The organism is Chitinophagales bacterium (assembly GCA_041392475.1).
GTDB lineage: Bacteria > Bacteroidota > Bacteroidia > Chitinophagales > UBA2359 > JAUHXA01.
Genome location: JAWKLZ010000003.1, coordinates 840,266 through 859,743 on the forward strand (window position 1 = coordinate 840,266; position 19,478 = coordinate 859,743).

The following is a 19,478-nucleotide window of genomic DNA, read 5'->3' on the forward strand; positions in this document are numbered from 1 at the left end:
AATTCCTGTTTATTGAAGTTGAAGTTTCTCAATTTTACTTCCAATCCCTCTATCGGTCAATCCTTCTTCTACCATTTTAAAGTCATCTTTAGACACACTTCGCACTATATTTCCTTCTTTTAGGTGGTGTAAAAAATCACAGGTTTCACTCAAAGTTGAGAAAATGTGGGAGGAAAGGAGAACGATTTTGTTGAGTTCCTTCAATTTCTTCAAAACTTCCTGAATTACCATATTGCTTTGAATGTCCACACCATTGAAGGGTTCGTCGAGGATAAAGACCTCATTTTTTTGAAGTAAAGTGCCTGTAATTGCCAGTTTTTTCCTCATACCCGTAGAATAGGTATCGGCGTATTGATTCAGAGGTAGGTCAAAAATATTGTTGTTGTCCCAATTTTCAACCACTACATTTCTGGCATTGCAGACCAATTGAAGGTATTCATAGCCTGTGATTTTGGACAAAAAAAACGGATTCGTAGGCAGAAAACCCAAGGTGTTCTTCAAAATTCCATTGTCGTAACTTATCTTTCCTTCAAACTCTTCTAAACCTGCAATGCACTTAAAAAGCGTGGTTTTCCCCGCTCCATTTTCTCCTACAATGCCATTGATTTCACCCCGTTGGAAAGTGAGGTCAATGCCCTTCAAAATAGGTTTATTGCCATAAGATTTGCGTAGAGATTGGAGTTCGATCATGTCAAAATAGATTGAAGGTTTCGTTTGGCTCGAAAGTAAAGAAATGGAATGACGATTACTAAAAAAGGGGGCATGAAGATACTTATTGTAATCAAAAAACCTGGAATTAAGTTGATTTCGGAGGGATAATACGCATATTTTCCCAATAGAAAAGTGAGCAGATACATGGTTCCGAGCACTTCAACGAGCAGGATAATCTGGATATTTTCTGGGTAAAAAAACATCAACAAAGCGAAAAGTGGCAAACTTAAAACGAGGCTGTATAGGACTGCAATTTTCACTTTCTGCTTCAAAAAAGAGGTGGGTTTCGCTGCATGAATCCATACATAAAATTCAGGTTCTGGTTTACCGTAAAAACTCAAACAACTCAGAAAGATAAATAATAGGGTGAAAATGCTGATATTGAAATTACCTACAATGACCGAAATGCCTGCAATTAAATACGTTATGCCAAATAGCCAATAGTATTGACGAAAACCCACCGTAAATTCAAAAGGGTATTTGTAGAATGGTGTAGGAATGACTATGCGAAAACGGTTGATTTGGTTGAAGAAAGAAAGACTAACTCCAAGAGGGTAAATGCTCAATGCAATGACATATTGTTGTTTGTAAATCAAGAAGATGAAAAAAGGAGTGGCTGCAATGAGGTTTTCTACCAGTCTGATTTTTTTGTAATTTGCAATGGAAAAGCAATTTTTCAAAAAAGCATTCCGCTCTATTCCTCCCAATAAATTGACCATACTGACTGCAACAAATGGATAGAGATAAGCCGCATATTGCAACTTTTGAAACAGTATTTCAGAAAGGGCGAAAAAGATGAGAACGATTCCGATTATACCGATATAAGGTTGAATTCCTGCGGCTTGTAGGTGTCGGTAAAGTCGTCGGTATTGAAGGAGGAAATAATGAGCCATCAACTTTTCCATAACCTCAATAGCAATATTTCAATCGCCAAAAACAACAAGACCAACATCAAACAAATCTTCCAGTATTCTTTGCCCTTATCCAGATTCACTACGGTTGTACCAATTGAAGCGGCATCCAATACTTGCATGTTTTTGCCTGTAAATTGGTCTTTCAATTCCTTTTCAGTCCAATAATCCAAGATAGATTCCTGTCTATTGAAGTTGAAGCCCAAGTAGGAAAGTGGTTGATTTTCTTGCATATAAATCTCATAAATGCCTGCATTTTTTAAAGCATTGTTGAGAGTTAATAGCAAGTTGGAACCGACAACCCTTTGTCCAGGGATGAATTCTTCTGTTTCTCCTTTTAGCTTGAAAGGCGTTTCCCCAATCGAAACTTTGGTCGCCACTTCAATGACTTCATCCTTGCCAATCGTATAAGCCAACTGCATTGATTTGCTACCGAGCAAGGCGATTTTGTAAAGCATTGGCACAAAAATAGCGTGCGAAGGCAGGTTGTTTTGTTTGATATTCAGTGAAGCCGAAGCCACATACACTTTGCCGCTCCCCACATTGTATTTGCTCAAAAAACTGCGTCCGCCCTTGAATTTCAATACAATTTCTTCATCTGTATTGGAAAAACTCGTCATATCATAACTCAAACGAGCGAAAGGCAAATCTATATTTCGAGGAATTTTTTCAAATACATCGTTGAAGATTTCCTGTTGTGTATTGATAAAATCTATTTGGCGTTGTTCCCGATTGACCGCTGTAAAAGTATTCGCTCCAACTGCCTTCAAAAAATTATTGTAACTCGTCAAATCTATATCATCTGATGGAAATACCAATATACTACCACCTTCTTCCACATATTGCTGTAATTTTGAAGCCAAACCCGAAGAAATACTTTGCAGTTGATTGAGGATGATGAGTTGATTTTGAGGCAATTTGTCATAATCCAATTGGCTATAAGATTGATTTTGAAAATCAAATTCACTGCTGCCTTTGAATAGAGCATTGAGATAAGGATTGACTCCTGATTGGTTGATTGCCAATACCTTGATGTTTTCTGCAACATCAAAGGTGAAATAATAGGTATCGTCAAAATTGATAGGATAATCCGAAATACTCAACTCGGAATTGTGCCAGCCTGTTTGTGTGATGGTGAAACTTACGGTGTCCACCAACTGCGATTTTGCGCCAATGGTGAAGTTGTTTAGAGCCTTGATTTGGTCGTTGATTTTCAAGGTCAATTGAGAATTTTCTACCTCTGCTTCTCCTGTATTGTTGAGGCGAACCAAGAGTTTGTTGACGGTATTCAGCATCCGAATCGGCGATTCAAACCAAATCGAGTCCACATATACATTGCGCTGTTCGGCAGATTGAAGGGGAATTAAATAGGTGTTGATGCTCGAATCGGCTGCAATGTCCACAATGTTTTTCTGAAAATCGGACACCAAAAAAACATTGTTTTGTGCCGCACTTTCCAAAGACATAGCTTGCTTTTGTCGGCTAATGACCTCTGAAAGGTTCTGCACATTGGGCGAAACTTCAATTTCTTCCAAATAACTCAAAAATTCGTCTTTGTTCAACATCCTTTGGTGTTTACCTTCAAAGTCGTTGGTAATGATCTGAAAGCGGTCTTCAACACCATAAGACTCTACGATTTCTCTGGCCTTCAATTTTGCCTTTTCAAACAGTGATACGTCACTACTTTCGGCTTCCATGCTGTAAGAGTTGTCGAGAAAAATGCTGACGGCCTTCGTTCCTTGTACAAATTCTGAATTGGTATTGGGTATAAAAGGTTGTGCAAAAGCCAATACGAGAAATGCCAACGCCAACAAACGACTGAGCAAAATCAATAGATGCTTCAATTTGTTGCGGGAAGCAGTTTCTTCTTTGACCTCCTTCAAAAAACGTACATTGGTAAAGTACACCTTTTTGAACCTGCGAAAGTTGAAAAGGTGGATGATGATGGGGATGGCCAATGCAGCCAATGCGTATAAAAATGTGGGATATACAAATTCCATATAAGTGCAAAAATAGTAAATTTAAACAACCAAGTTCGGTTGATTTTGTTTTAGTGGCACAAGATAGAACTACTTAACAAAATTTAAGTAATTGATGAAATTCAAATAAAACGGATATTGGACAGAAAAATTAGGCAATCTTATTATTAAGCACTATTTTTATTTCCAAATTATTTGAATTTTATACCAAGCCCCTTGCCTAATTAACCAAAGAACCCATGCATTCTCCAATTGAAACCCTGTTACAATTATTAACGGATATACCGATGAATGAGCACAGCCGACAGCAGTTGGTGAAGGTGGCTCATGAAGTAGATATAATTGTCGCTAATGCAGAAAGGCAATTAGATATAACGCTGAAAGACAAGACAATCGCAATTCAGATTTTGAATAAGACGATTGAAGAACTCAAAGAACAGCAGCAGTATATCCAAAAGGTAAACCAAGACCTTGTGCAACAAGAAAAAAGATTAGCGACTAAAAATCAGGCATTAGAAGCACAGAAAGAAAAACTTGAGGATACGCTACTTAAGCTGCAAAGGACACAAGGACAATTGATAAATTCAGAAAAAATGGCATCATTGGGGCAACTGAGTGCTGGAATTGCCCATGAAATCAACAACCCTATTACCTTTATTTCTTCGGGGGTAGAAGCCTTGAATCAAAATATTGATGAGATTTTAGTGGTTATCAATAAATACGATGAAATATCAGGTGACAATGTGACAGAAAAGCTTGTAGAAATTCGAGAGTTGAAAAAGGAAGTTTATTATGAGGAATTAATTGATGAAACAACCGAACTTCTAAAGGCTGTTGAAAGTGGTGCAAAAAGAACTGCTGAAATCGTGAAAGGCTTGCGTATATTCTCTCGGTTGGATAAAGATGTGCTTCACATTGCAGATGTCCATGAATTGTTAGAAGCTACGCTCATTATTCTCAAAGATCAATACAAGTACCGAATTGAAGTACACAAAGATTACCAAGCTATTCGGCAAATAGAGTGTTATCCTGGAAAACTCAATCAAGTGTTTATGAATATTTTGTCTAATGCTATTCATGCTATCGAAGGCAAAGGGCAGATATTTATCAACACTGCTACGGTGTTGGTAGAAGGTTCGGACTATGTAATCACAATCAAAATCAAAGATACGGGAAGGGGAATGGGTACAGGTGTACAGGAACATATATTTGAGCCTTTCTATACTACCAAAGATGTCGGAAAGGGGACAGGATTGGGATTGTCAATTGTCAAAGACATCATAAACAAGCATAACGGTACGATTGAAGTGGAGAGTGAGATAGGAAATGGAACTAGTTTTTTGATTACTTTGCCTATAAAGCAACCAAAAAGATCAAATATAGAAAATTAACATTATAAAAACGAACTAACTGTGGGGGTTTTATGCGCTATTAATAGGCAATATATCCTTATCTTTTGGCAAAATTGGCATCATATATGCTAGCTTAGATGATAGAACCAGTGTTAGATGACCTTAATTCAAGCCCATACTTACAAACAGTTACTGCATAAAGGTAATAAATCAAACATTTACCTTTATACAACTGGAGCATACCCAACGCCTGCAATACTGAAGGTACTTACAGAGGAGTATCCTAATGCGGACAAAATAGCTCAATTTCAGAATGAATATAATTTTCTGAAAAATATTGATATTGAAGGTGTTAGGAAAGCTTATGACTTATTTACAACTGATAATAAATATGGAATCATACTGGAGTACATTGAAGGGAAGACACTTCAAAAGGCCTTTAAAGACAAACGTCCCAGCATTGCTTCTTTTTTAGATATTGCTATTCAATTGGCAACTATCCTCACAAAACTTCATCAAAAAGGAATTATTCATAAGGACATCAACAATAACAATGTGTTGATTGATGATAAATGTGAGAAAGTGAATCTTATAGACTTTGGTATTTCGACCAAAGTGAATTTAAAAACCCGACACTTAGGAAATCCAGAAAAACTGGAAGGGACACTTGCCTATATTTCTCCCGAACAAACAGGACGGATGAACCGTATTGTTGATTATCGGACAGATATTTATTCTTTGGGTGTAACGCTTTACAGACTGATTACATCAGAGTTACCTTTTGATCATGAGGATTCTATGCAAATGATTCATGCTCACATATCTAAGGTCCCTAATGCTCCACATCTTATTCGTGAAGATATTCCAGAAATCATATCAGATATTATTCTTAAACTATTGTCAAAGAACGCAGAAGATCGCTATCAATCCGCTTACGGATTGCAGCAAGATTTGAAAATATGTTTGGAAGAATATCAAAAGCATGGAATGATTTTACCTTTTCAATTGGCTCAAAATGATTATTCCTACAATTTTGAAATACCTCAAAAATTATATGGCAGGAAAGCAGAAACAGAAGAATTGCTTTATGCATTTGAGAAAATTTGTGCTGGCAAAAAAGAAATACTCTTAGTAGGTGGTGATTCTGGTGTCGGAAAATCTGCTTTGATTCACGAAATTCACAAATCTATTGTAGGAAAAAGAGGATTGTTCATTGAAGGAAAATTTGACCAATTTCAGAGAGATGAACCTTACCATGGCTTTATTCAAGCTTTTAATGGTTTTGTAAAACTACTTCTCTCAGAAAATTCGAAGGACATTATTTATTGGAGAAATCTAATATTAGAAGCAGTAGGCGATTTAGGTAAATTACTCATTGGATTGATGCCTAATTTGCAACTTATTATTGGAGAACAACCTGAACTACAAAAACTTACAGGTATTGAAGCCCAGAATCGCTTCAATTATGTACTGCAAAAATTCATAGTAGCCATTGCACAACAACAACATCCATTGGTGTTGTTTATTGACGATTGGCAATGGGCAGACGAAGCATCGCTCGATTTATTGAAAAGCATAATGACCAATTCTAAGGGGCAATATATACTTTTCATAGGTGCTTATCGAAATAATGAAACACCAAAAAATCATCCTTTCTCTATTACAATCAATGAGATAGATGATGTATTGGGGCAACGAGAACGAAAATCCATTAACAGCATTTTGCTCAGAAACCTCACGCTTGATCAAGTTCAGTTATTGGTCAGTGAGACCTTGAGGTCAGAGGAACATTTTTCTAAGAGGTTAGCAATTTTAGTGTATGAAAAGACAAGGGGTAATGCCTTTTTTGTACGACAATTTTTGACGGTACTGTATGAAGAGGGACTTTTAACATTCAACAGTAATACAAGGGAGTGGGAAGGTGATTTAAAGGTAATTTATCAGCAGGATTTCACAGATAATGTTGTGGAACTGATGTTGAAGAAAGTGAAAAAAATGCCAAAAATCACCTTAGAAACGCTTCAATTAGCGGCTTGTATTGGTAGCACTTTTGACGTTGCCACGCTTTCAATTCTATCTGAAAATGAACCAGACGATGTAATTATTGAAAAATTATTGCCAGCCATCCTTGATGGACTGATTCTACCAATTAATGTGTATCTCTATTTCAATGTAAATAGACCTTCTTCAAAGGAAGTCGTGTATCAATTTGCACACGATCATATTCAAAATGCTTTCTACTCCTTTATTGACAATAGTGATAAGCAACATACACACTTTAGAATTGGTAGCTTACTGCTCAAAAAAGCAAAGCAAAATGCTCCTGAGATACTGGTAAATAACAAAATTCTTACCGAGCAAATCTTTGAAATAGTTAAGCACTTAAATATCGGAAAATACTTTGTAATAGACCGAAATGATAAAGATGAGCTTGCTCAATTGAACCTCATTGCAGGAAAAAAAGCAAGAGCTTCGGCTGCTTATCAAGCAGCACATACTTACTTACAAAATGCTGTTAATATTTTAGATACAAATGCTTTTGAGAACAATTATGAAATGACAATAGACCTCTACGAATCTGCAACAGAGGCGGCTTATATGAGCAATAACAGTGAGATTGCTCAAAAATTGATTTCTACGGTATTGTCCAAAGTGGAAATCGTAACAGATACCATTAGAGTACGTAATATTCAGATACAATCTTATATAAAAGACAACCAACTAATAAACGCAGTAAATCTTGGAGAAACGGTCTTGCAAGAATTGGGGTTTAAATTTCCTGCTAACCCTAATCAAGTTCAAATAATTTTTAATGTCATTCGGTCACAGATACGCTTGATGTCATATCCAACTGCCTCTCTCCTCGATCATCCCGAAATGAAAAATCAGCGTTTATTGGCCGCAATGGAAGTATTGGGACCTACTGCAACGGCAGCTTATTGGTCAAAACCCAATTTGATGCCTTTGCTCATTATGCAAATGGTACATCTATCCACGAAATATGGAAATAGTAGATTTGCCCCTTTTGCTTATTCTGCTTATGGTATTATACTTTGTGGTGTACTGGGGAAAATTGAAAAAGGATATGAATTTGGTCGGTTAGCACTTGAATTAATGGACAAATACAAGTATCCCGCATATAGGGCGCGTACTCTTATGGTTGTCAATCAAATGATTATACCATGGAAAGAGCATCTAAGAAAAAGCATTCAACCCCTCAAAAAAGCTTCAAAAATAGCTATCAAAGATGGTGATGTAGAAATGGCAAGTCTAATTGCATTTTTTCACCTATCACATGGTTTTGTAGCGGGTTCACCTATTGAGACATTGCAAATTGAAACGGAAAACCATATTGAATGGATAAAAGAACTCAAGCAAACAAGAGTTTTGTACTTAGTTGTGATGCTCAAACAGGTACTTCAAAATTTGAGCATGCCACTGAAAAGTCCAGAAAAACTGACAGGGCTTTTTTATCATCAAAATGAAATGTTGCCTATTTTTGAAGATAACAATGATATAAATGCGCTATGTACACATTATCTTTTCGATGCACAGTTGGCACTTTATTTTAGAAAATACGAACAAGCACTCGAAAGTACAGATAAGATGAAGGAATATTTGGAGGCTGCAATTAGTACGCCAATTGTTCCACTATATCATTTCTACAATTCCCTAGCCTATTTGGGATGCTACCACCAATTGTCAAAGTCAAAACAAAATGAGGTACTCAAGCAAGTAGAGATGAATCAGCGAAAAATGAAAAAATGGGCTGATTCTGCTCCAATGAACTTTCTACATAAATATTACTTAGTAGAAGCAGAGTGTTTTAGAATATTGGAAAATACCGAAAAAGCTCGAATTCATTATGATTTGGCCATTGACCTAGCCTTCAAAAATCAATATGTACAAGAAGAAGCATTGGCTTATGAATTGGCAGGAAGATATTTCCAACAGAGAGGAGAGAAACATTTGTTGAGAATGTACATGCAAGGGGCTTATGAAAGTTACCGTAGATGGGGAGCAGATGCTTTGTCTATTAATTTGAGGAGAGAGTTCCCACATTATTTTGAAAAAATGCCTTTGTTCGCTTCTTCCGAAAATACCATCACGACATCTTCTTCGGGCAGTTTTGATTCGTTTGATATACAAAGCTTTGTGAAAGCATCGCAGACTCTCTCAAGAGAAGTAAACCTTCAACGGCTTATGCTGCAAATGATGCAAATCATTACGGAAAATGCAGGTGCGGAGCGAGGATTTTTTATGCTATCAAAGGGTAAATCACTCTACATTGAAGTTGCTTACAACTACCAGCCTCCTTCAAATCCTTCTGATTATTACGAAATGGAAGACGGTATTTTGTTGATTGACTCTCATTTGGTAGAGAATACAGACAATTCCAAGCAAATTCTTTCTGACAAAATAGCCTACTATGTTTCAAGAAGCCATCAAACTATTGTTATAGATGATGCTGTCACGAGTGAGGAGTTTGCCAATTGTATTTACATACGGTTAAATCACCCCAAATCTATATTGTGTACTCCTATCCTTAATCAAGGTAAGTTATTGGGAGTGTTGTATTTAGAAAATAATCAGGCAAGTAATGTATTTACAAAAAGTCGAGTAGACCTGTTGAATCTTTTAGCCAATCAGGCAGCAATATCGCTCAATAATGCTATTCTATACGACAACTTGGAGCAGAAAGTAACTGAACGGACACAAGAGATTCAAAAACAAAAAGCAGCAATTGAGCAACAGAATGTAAAAATTGAAGAACAACGTCAATTGATTCAGCGGCGTTTGGAGAATAAAGAACAATTCTTTTCCAATGTGAGTCATGAATTTCGGACTCCATTGAACGGTATTACAGGGATGACTAACCTATTGTTGGACACAGACCTCAATGCAGAACAGAAAAATTATGTTGAAGTAGTTAAAAATTCTGCTGATAATTTGCTCATTATTATCAATGATTTACTTGATATTGCCAAAATAAATGTTGGGAAATTAAAAATTGTCAACAAACTTTTTTCTCTTTCCCAATTACTTAGAGATTTGCAGATGCTGCTGCAAACAAAGGCACAAGAAAAAGGATTGAAGCTACTGTTTAAATCTGAGATACAGCTTTCTGAATTTGTAGTAGGGGATAAGGTTAGAACTTATCAGGTTTTGATAAACCTTTTGAACAACGCCATCAAATTTACCCCAAAAGGCCAAGTATCTCTGGTTGCCAAGCTACTTCAAAAAACAGAGCAGGAAATACGAGTTCAATTTGAAATCAGAGATACAGGTATTGGGATTGCAGAAAATAAAATTGAGCAAATTTTCAGTAGTTTTGATCAAGTGATTGACAAGGATGGCTCTCATTATGAAGGAACAGGCCTTGGGCTGAGTATCGTAAAACAATTAGTATTGTTGATGAACGGCAATATTAAAGTAGAAAGCAAATTAGGAGTTGGAAGCACTTTTATTGTTGAACTTTCATTTTTGTTGGCTTCTGACGAACATATACAAGCAGAGAAAAATAAAACGATTGAAGTAAAAGAAATGTCAGATAATTGGGGGGATAAGAAGATATTAATTCTTGAAGATAATAAAATCAATCAATTATATGCTATCAAGCTGTTGGGCAAATATGGTTTTCAATTGGATTTGGCGGATAACATTGCAGAAGCTCACCAGAAAATGCAAGAAATAACCTTTGATTGTCTATTAGCAGATGTACGTTTGCCAGATGGAAATGGTATTGACTTTGTTGAAACCATTCAACATACTGAAGGACACCGAAATCAGCATACGCCAGTGATTGTACTTACAGCAGCTACCGCCGAAGAAGAACGAAATGAGGCTAAGAACTTAAAGATTCATGCCTATATGAGTAAACCATTCAATCCCAATTTATTGGTTTCTCATCTTAGAAGTATTTTTCAGCAAGACATTCAGGGAAATACACCTATAAAACAAGAAACCAATACCTATCTTTCTACAATTACTGAAAGAATGGGAGGAAATCAGATAGCGATAAGGGAAGTTTTACAACTTTTTTTGAATCAAATTCCCACTACATTTCAAAGAATGGAACAGGCAATCGCCAATGAAGATTGGGATAGTTTGTATAGTGAAGCTCACAACATCAAATCAACCATTCAATTGATTGACTTAACAGATTTAGAGGTAATTATTTTGCAGATAGATGAATACACATTTCAGTTGAAGCATTTAGACAAAATTCCAACTCTTTACCGTGAATTCAAAAAACTAACTGCAATAGAAATGGCTAAAATCAAAAAATGGCTAGAAGGTAATTAGGAATAATCATGAAGGTTTATTCATCAACCTTCAAGACCAATTTCCCAAGTTTATCACCACTAAAAAGGCGTAGAAAAGTATCGTAGAAATTTTCGATGCCTTCATAAACATCTTCTTTTGACTTCAATTTGCCCTGGGCAATCCATGTACCCATTTCCATAGCCGCTTTTTTGTAATCTTTGGCATAGTCCATCACAACCATTCCTTCCATACGACCACGATTCACTAACAAGGACAAGTAATTACTCGGCCCTTTGGGAGCACCCGTATTGTTGTATTGTGAAATTGCGCCACAAATAACAATCCTTGCGTGACGGCGAATTTTTGCCAGAGCAAGATCCAAAATTTCCCCACCAACATTATCGAAATACACATCTATTCCTTTTGGACACTCCCTTTTCAAACCATCACGAACGCTTTCATTTTTGTAGTCAATCGCACCATCAAAACCCAATTCGTCAATAATGTATTTGCATTTATCCGCTCCTCCGGCAATACCTACCACGTAACAGCCCTTGATTTTGGCAATTTGCCCCACAATACTGCCAACAGCACCTGCTGCTCCAGATACCAAAACAATTTCTCCTTCTTTGATAGCACCTACTTCTAATATACCGAAGTAAGCAGTCATACCCGGCATTCCTAAAGTACCAATATAAGTAGGCAAAGGAGCAAGGTTTGGATCAACAGGATACCAGCCACCACTGCCGTCTGTCACAACGTATTGTTGTACACCGCCATAGCCAGCCAGATACATCCCTTCTTTGTAGTGAGGATGTTTGGATGCAATCACTTGACCAACAGAGCCTGCACGCATAACCTCCCCAATTTGTACTGGAGGGATGTAAGAACGCACATCATTGAGCCAACCACGCATAGCAGGGTCTAAAGAAATATACATCTGTTTGATTACAACTTCCCCTTCTTTGGGCGTTGGAATGGGAGAAGTTTCCAGGACCCACGTATCTGCTTCTGGAAGCCCAACAGGGCGTTTTGCTAATTTTAATTGCTTGTTCATTGTGAAATTTATGTTTAAGAAGAGAAGTTTATTGTTTGATTTCCCTTCAATTATGTAGAAATTTTTGTCGCTTAAAAATTTTATATGCTTAAATAACGTTAATTTTTGGAAGGTTTAACACTCAGTCATTGCAAGATGATTAATATTTTGTAATTTGACCAAAGATTTTGTTTGCTTGCGAATTTTGTCAGTTTAGAATATGTGAAATATATTAATTGATAATTTTTCTCATACTGGTTTGTAAATATGACTTATAACGACACATTATCTATAGATAGTTATTGGAACACCGAATCTCATCCTCCTATCAATCAACAACGGGGTAAATACATAGCTATTAATGGAAATACTGCCGCAGGAAAATCCACCATTCTCAATACCATTCGCCATTTGAGCCGCCATCATTCACTGCAATTAATGTGTATCAATGAAAGAGTATTGCATCATCCTCTAATGAAACTTCAATTTCGTCAACCCAAGGAATACGCTTATCTACTTCAGCTGAATTTCATGATTCAGCGAAGACTCTTGATAAAACGCTGGTTAGAATTGGGATATCACATTATTGTTGAACGTTGTCATTTGGATGATAGGATGTTTATGGACTACCATCTCCAGCAAGACAACATTACCATTGCAGCGTATGAAGCATTTAGTATGTTAGACCAAACAGACGAATTTCAATTGCCTGACCCCGATTATTATATTTTTTTAGATGTTCCTACTGAGGTTGCATTGAATCGCTTACAGCACAGTGAACAAGCAAAAGAACGCCCTCAAGAATTTGTAGATATTCACGCTCAAAAACAGTTGATTGAAAAATGGAATCAAATGTATCACAATTATTACGAGCGACTGATAAACGAGAAATACAAAGGAATTCAGTGCAAGCATACCACTTTTTTGCATTGGTCAGCCATTCAAGAACCTACTCATATTGCAAAGCAAATACTTGCTTTCTTATTTTAGTACAAAAATACTAAATTTTTTGAAGAATATTAGGTTAAAACTTACATTTGCTTTCATCATCATTTAATCAGATAATTCTATGAAAAACTTTGTACTACTGACAGCTATCTTAGAAATATTAGCGGGGATTATCCTATTATTTGTACCTCAGATAGTTCCAACTATGGCGGAATCTACTGCAATGGGTTACACCATGGCACGAATGTACGGTGCAGCAGCCCTGGCAATCGGCTATTTTGCCGTACAAGTATGGCGAAATTTTGACAGCCACGATTTGAAGAAAGCTTTCTTGAATACCTTTATCTTGTTTCATACAGGAGTAGCTGTGGCCATATTTATTGCATACAGTGGAGGTGGTGCAAGCGAATTTGCTCCAGGCATATTGCACACAGTACTAGCACTTATTACGATATTTTATTTTGCAAAGAAATAAGTGAGGAATGAAAACTAAAATAAGAAGAAACATATAAAGTACTTAAAAATCAGTTTTTTATGAAATTGATTTGGGCATTTATTTTGAAGCGTTCCGATAAAAAAAAACACTTTGCTCTAAGCGTAGAATATTTTTAAAATTCTATGTTTACAGCAAAGTGTTAATTAACTGTTCTTCAAACCAAGAACATACGAGTTGGGATGAGTTTACAGTTTAGGCCATATAAAAGTATCATCGTTTTTCCAGAAAGGGCCAAATTCTATTTCATAGACTTCGTCATCTTCGAGCCAAATACTCACATTGACTTTGTCGAACCAGATAACTTCAATAACGACATCGTCATCTTCTGGACTAATGTCTTCCAGTTCTGGTTCTCCCCATTCTAAGTTTTCGACAAAATCAAAGACTTTTTGCTTGCTTAAGCCAACACGTATAAGTCTTTCTACTGTAATGTCTTCTGCGTTAATAGAAACACTGGTTAGTTTAAAATTATCGACAGAACCGAAATCAAAAAGTAAGCCTAATTCCTCATAGACTAAAGTCTGGGTAGTGCTACCATCGTCGTGTGTTTCTTGTTCAGTGTCATCGGGCTGTCCCAATATATTCACAATGTCAGAAGAAACCATACCGAACTTAATGTCGCCGATACCTGTACCGAGTTTTACTCTCCTAGTCATTTTTAAATTGTCTATTTAATATTTTGGTGATTGAAAAAACAAAAATACAAGATATAAAGAAAGCTTCCAATTTAAAGCACAATTGAAGAAATAATATGCTAAAGCTTTAAAAAAACACAAAGACATTCACAAAATAGCTGCCAAATATTACAAAAGCAACATTTTTAAAAGCATTTGAGACAAAATAATGACCTGAAACGCTAAAAGTAGCGTAAATTTGTTCTGCCTGAAACAAGTAGATTTTTTTTAATCCTAAAAAATATTAAACATGGCACAAGGTTTTTTAATAGACATGGACGGCGTTATTTACAGTGGAGAAGAACTTATTCCTGGAGCAAAGGAATTCATTGATCGACTAGAAGCCAAAAACATCCCCTATCTTTTTTTGACCAACAACAGTCAAAGAAGTCGCCGGGATGTAGTCAATAAGTTGGCACGTTTGGGCATTGATGTAGAAGAAAAGAATGTATTCAACAGTGCAATGGCCACAGCAAGATTTTTAGCACATCGAAAACCACATGGCACAGCGTATGTGTTGGGAGAAGGTGGATTATTGACTAGCTTGCATAAAAATGGCTACGAGTTGGTTTTGCAGAATCCCGATTTTGTAGTAGTAGGAGAGGGGCGCAATTTCACCCTCGAAATGGTCAACAATGCCGTAGATATGATTTTGGCAGGTGCAAAACTCATAGCAACCAATCTCGACCCCTCTCCAAAAAAGAAAGGTTGGAATAACTTGGGTATCAAAGCAGTAGTGTCTATGATAGAAGAAGCAACGGGTAGAAAAGCTTTTTCAGTAGGAAAACCCAGCCCTGTTATGATGCGTGCTGCTCGTAAAGAATTGGGACTAAGCACAGAAGAAACAACAATGATTGGAGATACTTTGGGCACGGATATTTTGGGCGGTATTCAGATGGGTTATCGTACCATTTTGTGCTTGACAGGTGTATCCAAACGAAAGGATTTGGAAAACTCAGCTTTCGTTCCAGACATTATCGTTGATTCAGTGGCTGATATTGTACTTCCTGATTAAAACACTATCTTTATGCCATGAACTTACTTCGAAAAAGGACATGGTCAAAGCTACTATTTTTATGGGTAATGGTCATTGTTGGGGAAATGCAAGTGCTTGCTAACCAGCAACGATACCAAATAACCATTCACCTCAATGACCAACCCAATACTTCAATAAAAGTAAGTGTAATTCCTCCAAAAATTGAAGCCAAATTTGCCACCTATGTTTTTCCCAGTGGTGAGTTTGGCACACAATCATCCGTACCCATACAAGCCCGTTTAGAACGATTTGAACCGTTAGATGAATACGGTAAAATACTGCCCTTCAAATATGTACAAAACGATGGCATTGAAATCAGCAAAGCCCATAAATTGAAGCGAATAGACTATTGGTTAAAACCCGATTTTCCGAGTGTTTCTAAAAGTAAAACACCTGCTTACCTTATCAGTCACCGTGGATTCTATGCTTATTTTCATGGACTTCATCAGTTGCCCTTTGAAGTAAGTATAGAAAAGCCGAAACACCTATATGGTGCTACCTCATTGAAAGCCAAAGCGAAGTCTGATAGCGTGGATGTTTTTGAAGTGAAAAATTACCTCGACCTCTTCAAAAATCCCATTCTATATGCCAAACCCGATACCATTAGTTTTTCATTGAAAGGCAATACCCGTATTCACATTGCAGCTTATTCCGAAAGCGGAAATATTACTACCCGCACGCTTTATTATGACTTAAAAAAAGTGGTGCAATCCGTAGCCGATTTTATGGGTGATTTACCTTTATCAGAATACACCTTTGTGTTGTATTTTGCCGACCCTTCGCTTGCTGCAAATAGTGGATTGGCTCAGTATGGCGGGTTGATGTGCGGAAGTTCTTCCTTCTATCTACTACCCGAAATCAAAAATGGCAAAAGTCTCAAAAAAATCGTACAACGCATTGCAAGCCACGAACTTTTGCACCTATTGACTCCTTACAGTCTGCACAGCGAAAAAGTACACTTAGCAGGATTTGGGCATCGAGAAATGTCCAAACATCTTTGGCTATATGAAGGTGTAACAGAGTATTTTACTTTGCTTTCGATGCTGCGGAGCGAGCTGATGGATGAACAAACGTTTTTTGCAGAAATCAGTAAAAAACTCAAAATGACAGATGCCTTTTCCAAGCGTTCTCTTACGAATATGAGTGAATACATTTTTGCTGAAAAAAATCAAAACAAACATGCTTACTTGTACCAGCAAGGTGCGTTGGTTGCCTTTGCGTTGGACATAGAAATTCAACGGTTGACCAATGGTAAAACCAGTCTTCTTGCTATCATTCGTCAATTGGCTGCCAAATACGGTGTTCATCAATCTTTTGAAGAAGAAAATCTATTTGACGAAATCGTACGTCTTTCTCATCCTCAGATTGCAGATTTTATAGCGCAATACATTGAAGGAAAAAAAAGAGTACCTTTTTCTCAATTGGCTGCAAGTATTGGTATGAGCTATTTGGAAGAATACATTGAAGAAGCGGGAACTTTTGGTCGTTTTTCGGTTTTTCCCGACTACAAAAAAGGGCAAATCCGTTTTCACAAAGTGCTTCAAAACGAACTCAACATTGCCGATGGAGATGTAATCGTAACCATAGACAATACACCCATCCAAACCTCCAACATCAACGACTATCTTCCTCAACTATACGACCCACTCCCTCGTACTTCAATGCAATTGGTGGTATTGCGAAATGGCACACGCACCAAATTGCAGGGAATATCTGCACCTATTTTTAGGCGTTATCGGCATTGGTGGGGAGAAAGTAGGATGCCATTGAAGGAAGAAAAAAACTTGAAGGAGAGTGTTTTGTATGGAAAATAAATAATTTTTTCTTTTATTGCGAATAAAATGTCATCCTTCAAACGATACCTAATTAGAGTTAAAGAGTGTGAAAATGTCGTCAAAAAAATTAATTTCACAGGGCGATTTTCATTTTTCTCATTTCTTTTGGTATTATTGTCTGTTGAAATAAAGCCTTATCGCAACAAGCGTAGAGGTTTTTGTACTCCAAAAACAATAAAATAATTCACTAAATAGAGTCTTTTATGAAACAATTCAACAAAAAATTTCGGCTGATGTGCTTATCGGTCTTCGCACTTGGCTTTTTGATAGCATGTGGTGGCGGTACGAACGACTACAAAGTAGTAGAAACAGATGATAACAAAACAACTACAAAATCTTTTGAAGTAGATGAAAGTGGTGCAGACCCTTCTGTAACAGCAGAAATGGGAGGCAAAGGTTTTGGCGCAATCTCAGATTCTCTTGGTTTTGTGACAAGCAGTGACTTTAATAAAGTAGGAGCAGCAGAAGCCAAAAAAGGAGGTAATCTTACCATGGCTTGGGTAGATATGCCCAAAACACTACGATATATAGGAAAGGATGCAAATACTTTGGATAATTGGCTGGTAAGCAGTTTGGTATATGAAGGTTTGTTGGGGCAAAATACCAAAACTCAGGAGTTTTTGCCAGGGTTGGCTTCTCACTGGAAGGTGTCGGAAGACAAAATGACCTATTTGTTTCGCATTGACCCACGAGCACGTTGGGCAGATGATCAGCCAGTAGTAGCCGAAGATGTGGTGGAAAGTTGGAAAATCAGGGTAGATCCAGGTATCGAATCCCCTTCTACCAATGGAACATACTTAGAGAATTATGAAGAGCCAAAAGCACTGAGTAAGTACATGGTAGAACTCAAATTGAAGAAAGAAAACTGGCGCAGTATCCTCTATTTTAGTGGAATGCCTATTTTTCCTGCCCACTATTTGAAGCGTGTGGAAGGTGGTGCTGGTTTTATCAAAAAATACCAGTGGGAGATGATTCCAGGTTCAGGAGCTTATGAAATGGATTTGCAGCGGTCTCCTCGCAATGAACAAGTTGTATTGAAGCGCAGAGAAAACTATTGGGGCTATGCCCATCCTTCAAATGAGGGCTTATACAATTTTGATGAAATCAAATTTATCAAGGTTGCTGATGATAAATTGCGGTTCGAAAAATTCAAAAAAGGAGAATTTGACCTCTATCAAGTAGGCAGAGCGCAATGGTGGGTAGAAGAATTGAACCCTGAAAAAATGGATGAAATCAAACGTGGATTGATTCAAAAACGCAAAATTTACAACTTTGAAGCCTCTGGTTTTTCGGGATTGGCCTTTAATATGAGAGAAGCTCCCTTCAATGATATTCGTGTGCGACAAGCCATGGGATATCTTTGGAATATACCCGAACTGAACGAAAAATTGTTTTTCAACGAATATGCCCAATGTGTGTCTTATTTTGAAGGTACACCTTTTGCAAATCCCAACAACCCAGTACCTACTTACAATCCTGATAAAGCGATAGAACTACTGGAAGCTTCTGGTTGGAAGAAAAAAGCTGGAGACAAATGGTTGTCTAACAACAAAGGAGAAATCTTTGAAGTGGACATGGATATTCTTCAAAGTTTGGAGCGAATTTTTACCCCTCTTCAACAGGATTTGGAAAAAGTGGGTATCAAAATGAATTTGGTTATTACCGACCCACAAACCCGCTTCAACAAAGTATTGGAACGTCAATTCAAACTTGGATATCAAAGTTGGGGTGGTTTGAACATTCCGAATCCCGAAACTTCAATGCACTCTAAATATGCTGACCCTCCACAAACCAACAACATCACAGGCTTGAAATCACCTGAAATTGATGCACTTTGCGCTCGATATGATGAGTCTTGGGATCCAGAAGAGCGCAAACAAATCTTGCGAGATATTGACAGCATCGCTGTTAATACGCATGAATATGCTTTTGGATGGGGCGCACCTTATACCTTCCGTTGTGCGTATTGGAACAAATTTGATATGCCAGAATGGGGTTTTCCATACCAAGGAAATTTGAATTACGAATATGCCTTTGCCTCTTGGTGGTTTGATGAAGAAAAAGCGGCGATGCTCGAAAAAGCACGAAAAGACGAAAGTTTGACCATGCCTATTGAGCCAGTCGAAATAGATTATTGGGGGCGTAAAAGTGGAGTGGTCTCACAACCTAATCCCTAATTATTTTTAAATATCTAAGTACCAAACCCAAATCAATTTTGATTTGGGTTTGGTAC

Annotated in this window: 12 protein-coding genes; 7 read left to right on the forward strand and 5 right to left on the reverse strand. The window is 37.2% G+C overall.

Translation table 11 applies throughout. From position 1 onward, the window contains the following. Positions 1 to 9: 9 nt before the first annotated feature. Genes R3E32_26155 through R3E32_26165 form a run of 3 tightly spaced genes read right to left on the reverse strand, consistent with a single transcriptional unit; the run spans position 10 to position 3,622 of the window. Positions 10 to 690, reverse strand: a complete 681-nt coding sequence (locus tag R3E32_26155; GenBank protein ID MEZ4888240.1) for an ATP-binding cassette domain-containing protein — start codon at positions 688 to 690, stop codon at positions 10 to 12. After that, complete coding sequence (locus R3E32_26160; GenBank protein ID MEZ4888241.1) at positions 687 to 1,616, reverse strand: hypothetical protein; 930 nt, start codon at positions 1,614 to 1,616, stop codon at positions 687 to 689. The genes R3E32_26155 and R3E32_26160 overlap by 4 nt, the downstream gene beginning before the upstream one ends. Beyond that, positions 1,604 to 3,622: a BatA domain-containing protein gene (locus R3E32_26165; GenBank protein MEZ4888242.1), complete on the reverse strand. Its 2,019-nt coding sequence runs from the start codon at positions 3,620 to 3,622 to the stop codon at positions 1,604 to 1,606. Before R3E32_26165 ends, R3E32_26160 begins: the two co-directional genes overlap by 13 nt. A 218-nt stretch (positions 3,623 to 3,840) precedes the next feature. On the opposite strand from R3E32_26165, the gene R3E32_26170 reads away from it, so the two are divergent. Together R3E32_26170 and R3E32_26175 are read left to right on the forward strand one after the other, a co-directional pair. After that, on the forward strand, positions 3,841 to 4,992 hold the full coding sequence (locus tag R3E32_26170) for an ATP-binding protein (protein ID MEZ4888243.1): 1,152 nt from the start codon (positions 3,841 to 3,843) through the stop codon (positions 4,990 to 4,992). Positions 4,993 to 5,109: 117 nt separating this feature from the next. Further along, positions 5,110 to 11,259: an AAA family ATPase gene (locus R3E32_26175; protein MEZ4888244.1), complete on the forward strand. Its 6,150-nt coding sequence runs from the start codon at positions 5,110 to 5,112 to the stop codon at positions 11,257 to 11,259. Between the two features lie 16 nt (positions 11,260 to 11,275). Here R3E32_26175 and R3E32_26180 read toward each other — a convergent pair whose 3' ends face one another. Next, entirely contained in the window at positions 11,276 to 12,277 is a 1,002-nt protein-coding gene (locus tag R3E32_26180) for an NADP-dependent oxidoreductase (protein MEZ4888245.1), read from the reverse strand. Between the two features lie 246 nt (positions 12,278 to 12,523). Here R3E32_26180 and R3E32_26185 point away from each other — a divergent pair, with 246 nt between their 5' ends. Together R3E32_26185 and R3E32_26190 are read left to right on the forward strand one after the other, a co-directional pair. Beyond that, entirely contained in the window at positions 12,524 to 13,246 is a 723-nt protein-coding gene (locus tag R3E32_26185) for a deoxynucleoside kinase (protein ID MEZ4888246.1), read from the forward strand. A 79-nt stretch (positions 13,247 to 13,325) separates the two neighbouring features. After that, a complete protein-coding gene (locus R3E32_26190; protein MEZ4888247.1) occupies positions 13,326 to 13,679 on the forward strand; it encodes a hypothetical protein in 354 nt (117 codons plus the stop codon). Between the two features lie 206 nt (positions 13,680 to 13,885). Here R3E32_26190 and R3E32_26195 read toward each other — a convergent pair whose 3' ends face one another. Beyond that, complete coding sequence (locus R3E32_26195; protein MEZ4888248.1) at positions 13,886 to 14,356, reverse strand: hypothetical protein; 471 nt, start codon at positions 14,354 to 14,356, stop codon at positions 13,886 to 13,888. A gap of 268 nt (positions 14,357 to 14,624) precedes the next feature. Between R3E32_26195 and R3E32_26200 the strand changes: the two genes are divergently transcribed. From R3E32_26200 to R3E32_26210, 3 genes are all read left to right on the forward strand, one after another. Then, positions 14,625 to 15,389 carry an HAD-IIA family hydrolase gene (locus R3E32_26200; protein MEZ4888249.1) on the forward strand — a complete coding sequence of 255 codons (765 nt, stop codon included), beginning with the start codon at positions 14,625 to 14,627 and terminating at the stop codon, positions 15,387 to 15,389. Between the two features lie 17 nt (positions 15,390 to 15,406). After that, complete coding sequence (locus R3E32_26205) at positions 15,407 to 17,224, forward strand: hypothetical protein (GenBank protein MEZ4888250.1); 1,818 nt, start codon at positions 15,407 to 15,409, stop codon at positions 17,222 to 17,224. A gap of 224 nt (positions 17,225 to 17,448) precedes the next feature. After that, a complete protein-coding gene (locus tag R3E32_26210; GenBank protein MEZ4888251.1) occupies positions 17,449 to 19,422 on the forward strand; it encodes an ABC transporter substrate-binding protein in 1,974 nt (657 codons plus the stop codon). Positions 19,423 to 19,478 lie beyond the last annotated feature (56 nt).

What these genes read in the sequence shown, in the direction of transcription:
- R3E32_26185 (MEZ4888246.1), top strand. Translation starts at nt 12,524, where the DNA reads ATGACTTATAACGACACATTATCTATAGATAGTTATTGGAACACCGAA.
- R3E32_26180 (MEZ4888245.1), bottom strand. Translation starts at nt 12,277, where the DNA reads ATGAACAAGCAATTAAAATTAGCAAAACGCCCTGTTGGGCTTCCAGAA.
- R3E32_26175 (MEZ4888244.1), top strand. Translation starts at nt 5,110, where the DNA reads ATGACCTTAATTCAAGCCCATACTTACAAACAGTTACTGCATAAAGGT.
- R3E32_26195 (MEZ4888248.1), bottom strand. Translation starts at nt 14,356, where the DNA reads ATGACTAGGAGAGTAAAACTCGGTACAGGTATCGGCGACATTAAGTTC.
- R3E32_26200 (MEZ4888249.1), top strand. Translation starts at nt 14,625, where the DNA reads ATGGCACAAGGTTTTTTAATAGACATGGACGGCGTTATTTACAGTGGA.
- R3E32_26155 (MEZ4888240.1), bottom strand. Translation starts at nt 690, where the DNA reads ATGATCGAACTCCAATCTCTACGCAAATCTTATGGCAATAAACCTATT.
- R3E32_26210 (MEZ4888251.1), top strand. Translation starts at nt 17,449, where the DNA reads ATGAAACAATTCAACAAAAAATTTCGGCTGATGTGCTTATCGGTCTTC.
- R3E32_26170 (MEZ4888243.1), top strand. Translation starts at nt 3,841, where the DNA reads ATGCATTCTCCAATTGAAACCCTGTTACAATTATTAACGGATATACCG.
- R3E32_26190 (MEZ4888247.1), top strand. Translation starts at nt 13,326, where the DNA reads ATGAAAAACTTTGTACTACTGACAGCTATCTTAGAAATATTAGCGGGG.
- R3E32_26205 (MEZ4888250.1), top strand. Translation starts at nt 15,407, where the DNA reads ATGAACTTACTTCGAAAAAGGACATGGTCAAAGCTACTATTTTTATGG.
- R3E32_26165 (MEZ4888242.1), bottom strand. Translation starts at nt 3,622, where the DNA reads ATGGAATTTGTATATCCCACATTTTTATACGCATTGGCTGCATTGGCC.
- R3E32_26160 (MEZ4888241.1), bottom strand. Translation starts at nt 1,616, where the DNA reads ATGGAAAAGTTGATGGCTCATTATTTCCTCCTTCAATACCGACGACTT.